Raw genomic sequence first — 6,672 nt, 5'->3', positions numbered from 1 at the left:
CCCCCAGTCGGCCAGCGGCGTCCTGGTCTCCCACGGGCTCTACCCGCAGTACAATCGGCGCTCGGGGGCTTAACTTCCGGGTTCGGGATGGGACCGGGTGTGCCTCCCCTGCCATGGCCGCTGGCCGTCTGGTGGCGTTCTGCCTCCGGGGTGCCGCCTTCCACCGTGCCCTGGGGGCCGCACAGCGCGCGCAAGCGTCGAGTCCCCCGGGACCGCCCATGGGAAGGGCATGCGGAGGAGCTCGGCCGATTAGTGCCGCTCGGCTGAGGCGGTCGCCCGCCTTGCACCTGCGGCCTATCGAACTCGTGGTCTACGAGTGGCCTTACCGAAGGGAGATCTCATCTCGGGACGGGCTTCCCGCTTAGATGCCTTCAGCGGTTATCCCGACCGGACTCAGCTACCGGGCAGTGCTCTTGGTGAACAACCCGTGCACCGGAGGTCCGTCCACCCCGGTCCTCTCGTACTAGGGGCAGCCTCCCTCAGATCTCCTACGCCCACAGAGGATAGGGACCGAACTGTCTCACGACGTTCTGAACCCAGCTCGCGTACCGCTTTGAATGGCGAACAGCCATACCCTTGGGACCTGCTCCAGCCCCAGGATGCGATGAGCCGACATCGAGGTGCCAAACCTTCCCGTCGATGTGGACTCTTGGGGAAGATCAGCCTGTTATCCCCGGAGTACCTTTTATCCGTTGAGCGACGGCCGTTCCACGCCGGGCCGCCGGATCACTAGAGCCTGGTTTCCCACCTGCTCGACCTGTACGTCTCGCAGTCAGGCCTGCTTATGCTCTTGCACTCAGACGGGCGGTTGCCGACCGCCCAGAGCAGACCTTCGCGCGCCTCCGTTACTCTTTGGGAGGCGACCGCCCCAGTCAAACTACCCACCTGGCACGGTCCCCGCGCCGGGTCACGGCCGCGGGTTAGGACGCCAGTTCGTCGGGGGTGGTATTCCAAGGGCGACTCCCCCGGGACTGGCGTCCCGGGTTCACGGTCTCCCACCTATCCTCTACGCGACGGACCGGCGGCCAATGCCAAGCTGCAGTAAAGGTTCACGGGGTCTTTCCGTCCTTCTGCGGGTAAGTCGCATCTTCACGACTAGTGCAATTTCGCCGGGGCCATGGTTGAGACAGCGTCCAAGTCGTTACGCCTTTCGTGCAGGTCGGAACTTACCCGACAAGGAATTTCGCTACCTTAGGACCGTTATAGTTACGGCCGCCGTTTACCGGGGCTTGGATTCGCCGCTTCGCCGAAGCTGACGGCTCCTCGTGACCTTCCGGCACCGGGCAGGCGTCAGACCCTATACGTCGCCTTACGGCTTCAGCAGAGTCCTGTGTTTTTGGTAAACAGTCGCTTGGACCTATTCGCTGCGGCCGCCCGGGGCTCCGGGAGCTGGGTCCCATCACCCGAGGCGGCACCCCTTCTCCCGAAGTTACGGGGTGATTTTGCCGAGTTCCTTAACCATGGTTCTCCCGATCGCCTTGGTATACTCTACCCACCCACCTGTGTCGGTTTGCGGTACGGGCCCCGGGCGGCTGCCTAGGGGTTTTTCTCGGGAGCATGGGCTCACTCGCTTCGCTCAAGTCGCTTCGTCCGGCGCCTCGGGCACGTGGCACCCGCGCTTCGCAAGGTGCCGCCCTACGCGCCATCGCGGGGACGTCCAGAACCCCGCCGAGCTACCCTCCTCCGTCGCCCCATCGGTCGTAGCGCCACCACGGGGGTGCAGGAATGTCGACCTGCCATGCGTCGGCTACGCCTTCCGGCCTCGCCTTAGCCCCCGACTGACCCTGGGAGGATTAGCCTTGCCCAGGAAACCTTGGGTTCACGGCGGCGGCGTTTCGTCACGCCGCTCTCGCTACTCATGCCAGCATCCTCACTCCCGGCAGGTCCACCGGGGGTCGTCCCCCGGCTTCGCCCCTGACGGGAAGCTCCCCTACCACCGGACTGGGTCCGGTCCGCCGCTTCGGCGCCGTGCTTAGCCCCGTATATTGTCGGCGCATGTCCACTCGACCAGTGAGCTGTTACGCACTCTTTGAATGGGTGGCTGCTTCTGAGCCAACATCCTGGTTGTCTGGGCAGACGCACATCCTTTGCCACTCGGCACGGACTTGGGGGCCTTGGCGGGCGGTCTGGGCTGTTTCCCTCTCGAACACACAGCTTAGCCCACATGTTCTGACTCCCGGGCTCCGGGCCCTGGGTATTCGGAGTTCGGTTGGCTTTGGTAGGCGGTGAGGCCCCCGCGGCCATCCGGTGCTCTACCCCCCAGGGTAAGCGCCCGAGGCTAGCCCTAAAGCTATTTCGGGGAGAACGAGATATCTCCGGGTTTGATAGGCCTTTCACCCCTATCCGCGGGTCATCCCCCCAGTTTTCAACCTAGGTGGGTTCGGCCCTCCACGGGGTCTTACCCCCGCTTCAGCCTGCCCGTGGATAGCTCACCCGGCTTCGCGTCTGCGGCGCGCGACTGCTCGCCCTGTTCGGACTCGCTCTCGCTACGGCTCGCTTCGCGGCTAAACCTCGCCGCGCACCGCAACTCGCTGGCTCATTCTACAAAAGGCACGCCGTCACAGCCACGAGGGCTGCTCCGACTGCTTGTGGGCACGCGGTTTCAGGTGCTGTTTCACTCCCCTCCCGGGGTGCTTTTCACCTTTCCCTCACGGTACTGGTCCACTATCGGTCACAGGAGAGTGTTCAGGCTTGGAGGGTGGTCCCCCCTGCTTCCCACCGGGTTTCACGTGTCCGGCGGTACTCGGGTGCCCACCGGCAGGGCGCGGGGCTTCGCGTACGGGGCTGTGACCCTGTCTCGCCGGCCCTCCCAGGCCGTTCCGCTGCCTCGCGCCTTTCTTACTGCCATGTGGTAGGCCCCACAACCCCGGCGGCTGTCGCCAGCGCGCCGGTTTGGCCTAGGTCCCCTTTCGCTCGCCACTACTCGGGGAATCTCGTTTGATTTCTCTTCCTCGGGGTACTTAGATGTTTCAGTTCCCCCGGTTGCCCCCCGCCCGCGTATGTGTTCTGCGGGCGGGCGCCGGGCCTCAAGTCCCGGCGGGTTCTCCCATTCGGAGACCCACGGCTCGTGCGGGCATGTGCCCCTGGCCGTGGACTATCGCGGCTTGTCGCGTCCTTCGTCGGCTTCCTGTGCCAAGGCATCCACCGTGTGCCCTTGGTATCCTTCGCGCCGGCATCGCCGGCGCCCTTCTCTCTCACGTATCTATTCGTGCATGATGCGATCCACTAATTGGAGAATCTTCGTTTGCGTCACGCTATGCGGCTCTCAGGGTGCGGCGGGGGCTGGCCCCGGGGACCGGACGCCGTGCGCCTCGCGGCGCGACGAAGTGGACGACCAGCGAGCGTGGTCCGTGACGGGACCCGTCCGTCTGAAATGATGTCTTGTCTCTCTTCGGGTTTCTCCCTAGAAAGGAGGTGATCCAGCCGCACCTTCCGGTACGGCTACCTTGTTACGACTTCACCCCCCTTACCAGCCACACCTTCGGCGCCTCCCCCCATTGCTGGTTGGGCCGGCGACTTCGGGTGCAGTCGACTCGGGTGGTGTGACGGGCGGTGTGTACAAGGCCCGGGAACGCATTCACCGCGGCGTGCTGATCCGCGATTACTAGCAACTCCGACTTCGCGGGGGCGGGTTGCAGCCCCCGGTCCGAACTGGGGCCGGCTTTGGGGATTCGCTCGGCGTCGCCGCCTGGCAGCCCGCTGTGCCGGCCATTGTAGCACGTGTGCAGCCCAGGGCATAAGGGGCATGATGACTTGACGTCGTCCCCGCCCTCCTCCGGCTTGACGCCGGCGGTCTCGCATGGGTGCCCGGCCGGACCGCTGGCAACATGCGACGGGGGTTGCGCTCGTTGCGGGACTTAACCCAACATCTCACGACACGAGCTGACGACAGCCATGCACCACCTGTCTTGGCTCCTCTCGGCCACGGCGTCTCCGCCGCTTCACCAAGATGTCAAGCCCTGGTAAGGTTCTTCGCGTTGCTTCGAATTAAGCCACATGCTCCGCTGCTTGTGCGGGCCCCCGTCAATTCCTTTGAGTTTTAGCCTTGCGGCCGTACTCCCCAGGCGGGACACTTAATGCGTTGGCTGCGGCACGGAGGGGCGTCCCCCCCACACCTAGTGTCCATCGTTTACGGCTGGGACTACCAGGGTATCTAATCCTGTTCGCTCCCCCAGCTTTCGCTCCTCAGCGTCAGTTGTGGCCCAGAAGGCCGCCTTCGCCACCGGTGTTCTTCCCGATATCTGCGCATTCCACCGCTACACCGGGAATTCCGCCTTCCCCTGCCAAACTCAAGCCCGCCGGTATCGGGAGCGGCCGGGGGTTGGGCCCCCGCATTTGACTCCCGACCTAGCAGGCCGCCTACGAGCGCTTTACGCCCAATGAATCCGGATAACGCTCGCCCCCTACGTATTACCGCGGCTGCTGGCACGTAGTTAGCCGGGGCTTCTTCTGCAGGTACCGTCACCTTGCGGCCTCTTCCCTGCTGAAAGCGGTTTACGACCCGAGGGCCTTCCTCCCGCACGCGGCGTCGCTGCGTCAGGCTTCCGCCCATTGCGCAAGATTCCCCACTGCTGCCTCCCGTAGGAGTCTGGGCCGTGTCTCAGTCCCAATCTGGCTGGTCGGTCTCTCAACCCAGCTACCCATAGTCGCCTTGGTGGGCCGTTGCCCCGCCAACTAGCTAACAGGCCGCGGGCCCATCCCCCCCCGCCGGAGCTTTCCCGCCCCTCCCATGCGGAGGGGGCGGCACATCCGGTATTACCCACGGTTTCCCGAGGCTGTCCCGGGGAGGGGGGCAGGTTGCCCACGTGTTACTCAGCCGTTCGCCACTGCCTCGCCCACCGAGGTGGGTCCGGCCGTTCGACTTGCATGTGTTAGGCGCGCCGCCAGCGTTCATCCTGAGCCAGGATCGAACTCTCCGTTCGGAGCGCCGCATCGCTGCGGCGTCACGTCTCCAAATGGACGTCCGGGTCCCACTCCAAGACCACGCTGATCTCGGACTTCACTGGAATCGACTCGGCGCCGTGCTCTCGCACGGCATTCGAGCATCGCTAGTCTGTCCTTCGTCGTCCGATCTCTCGGACACGGTATCCGGTTCTCAGGGTGCCCCGCGGCGTCCGTCCGGGTGGGGCGTGCGCCGCGCGGGGAAGTAATATACGCGCCTTACACCCGCCTGGGAAGTCTCGTTTGTTTCCTCCATGTTTCCTACATAAGTGGACTGCTATCGCAGGTTACGGGTCTGGGTAATATGTTTCTCGCACATTGGGTCGCCAGTTCCTGGCTTTGGGAACTCCCCTCTCGTACGCATGAGCCTCCTCTTGGAGGGGCAACCGTCAGCAGAGGTTCCTCTTTGGCGACACTCGCGATCACATGGCGCCCTCCCGCGACATACCGGCTGGTCTCTCTCTCGCTCATTGGCGTGCGATCTCACCGGTTGGTATTTTTCCGAACGTTTAGAGGGGCTTAACCGTTCGGAATCTGCGGTGCTTCTCTAATGCCGCCCGTACATGCCGCCCGTACCCACCGTTTAACGGCATCCAACCGTTCGATATCCGCGACAACGCCCCAACGGCATACCTTACATAGAGAAAGGGGGCAGCGGAAAACCCGTTGCCCCCTTCTTTCATACCTATATAGTGCGAAGCGCCTGCGAGAAGTAACTAGTCCTCGTTGCGGAAGCTGCGGCCGTAGCCGCCGCGGTCGTTGCCGCCGCGATACCCGCCACGGTCATTCCCGCCACGGTACCCGCCGCGGTCGTTGCCGCCGCTATAGCCGCCGCGGTCGTTGCCGCCGCGATAGCCGCCGCGGTCGTTGCCGCCGCGATACCCGCCGCGGTCGTTGCCGCCGCGATACCCGCCGCGGTCGTTGCCGCCGCGATACCCGCCGCGGTCGTTGCCGCCGCGATAGCCGCCGCGGTCGTTGCCGCCGCGATAGCCGCCGCGGTCGTTGCCACCACGGTACCCACCGCGGTCGTTCCCGCCATGGAAGTCGCCGCGACCACCGCGGTCGTCACGATCACCGCGGTCGAAGGGCTTGCGGTCATCACGATCATCGCGCTTCTTGGCAAGGCGCTCCTGCTCGCGCTCCTTCCAGTCCTCGCCGATCTCCGTCGCAACGCCAGCCTCGATGCGGTCGAGGAACGAGGCGAGCACATCTACCTCGTCGTCCGTGAAGCCGTCGAGCGCAACGTTCTGAAGGTCGCGCGGCTTGGGCTGCTCCTCCTGGCCCTTCTCGCCAAGGGTGACGGACTGGACATTGCCATCCTCGTCCTTGGTAACAACGACGAGGTCATCGTTAGCCATGTTTCCAAGCGTGGTTCCGAGTGCATCTGCACCAATGCCGAGGACGGTCGACATCTCCTCGACGGAAATCTCGCTCTTGAGACGCAGGAGTGCAAGCACGCGCGCGACGTTGGCGTCGGTGGCCTCCTCCTGCTCCTTGCGGTTGTGGCGAGCAATGTTCAGCATGTGCTGGACCTCGCCGAGCTTCTCCATGATCTCTGCTCTTGTGGCCATGTACTAATTTCTCCTGTCTTGCGTGATGTGAGGGCCGTAGCCCCTTAAGTCCGTGCCCGTAGGCTGGGAATTGCCACACCTTTTCCTTTAGAAGCAATCCATTATTGCGGCAACGCAAGCCGCATTTTCACGAAATTGTTGGCCTACGCAAATTGACCAC

At 64.1% G+C, this 6,672-nt stretch carries 1 protein-coding gene and 3 rRNA genes; all 4 read right to left on the bottom strand.

Annotation, left to right across the window (positions count from 1 at the left end; genetic code table 11):
- Positions 1-9 precede the first annotated feature (9 nt).
- The 4 genes from rrf to NVS32_RS10270 all read right to left on the bottom strand — a co-directional run bounded on the left by rrf (position 10) and on the right by NVS32_RS10270 (position 6,512).
- Positions 10-125, bottom strand: a 5S ribosomal RNA gene (gene rrf / locus NVS32_RS10285).
- Positions 126-229: 104 nt separating this feature from the next.
- Positions 230-3,168, bottom strand: a 23S ribosomal RNA gene (locus NVS32_RS10280).
- A 239-nt stretch (positions 3,169-3,407) separates the two neighbouring features.
- A 16S ribosomal RNA gene (locus NVS32_RS10275) occupies positions 3,408-4,922 on the bottom strand.
- Together the 16S, 23S and 5S rRNA genes form the textbook arrangement of a ribosomal RNA operon.
- Positions 4,923-5,657: 735 nt before the next feature.
- Positions 5,658-6,512 carry a hypothetical protein gene (locus tag NVS32_RS10270; RefSeq protein WP_258499729.1) on the bottom strand — a complete coding sequence of 285 codons (855 nt, stop codon included), beginning with the start codon at positions 6,510-6,512 and terminating at the stop codon, positions 5,658-5,660.
- Between the last annotated feature and the right edge of the window lie 160 nt (positions 6,513-6,672).

This window comes from Tractidigestivibacter montrealensis, assembly GCF_024741235.1.
Taxonomy (GTDB): domain Bacteria; phylum Actinomycetota; class Coriobacteriia; order Coriobacteriales; family Atopobiaceae; genus Tractidigestivibacter; species Tractidigestivibacter montrealensis.
Note: the sequence above shows the minus strand (reverse complement) of the source record. Positions and strands in the feature narration are given on the sequence as shown.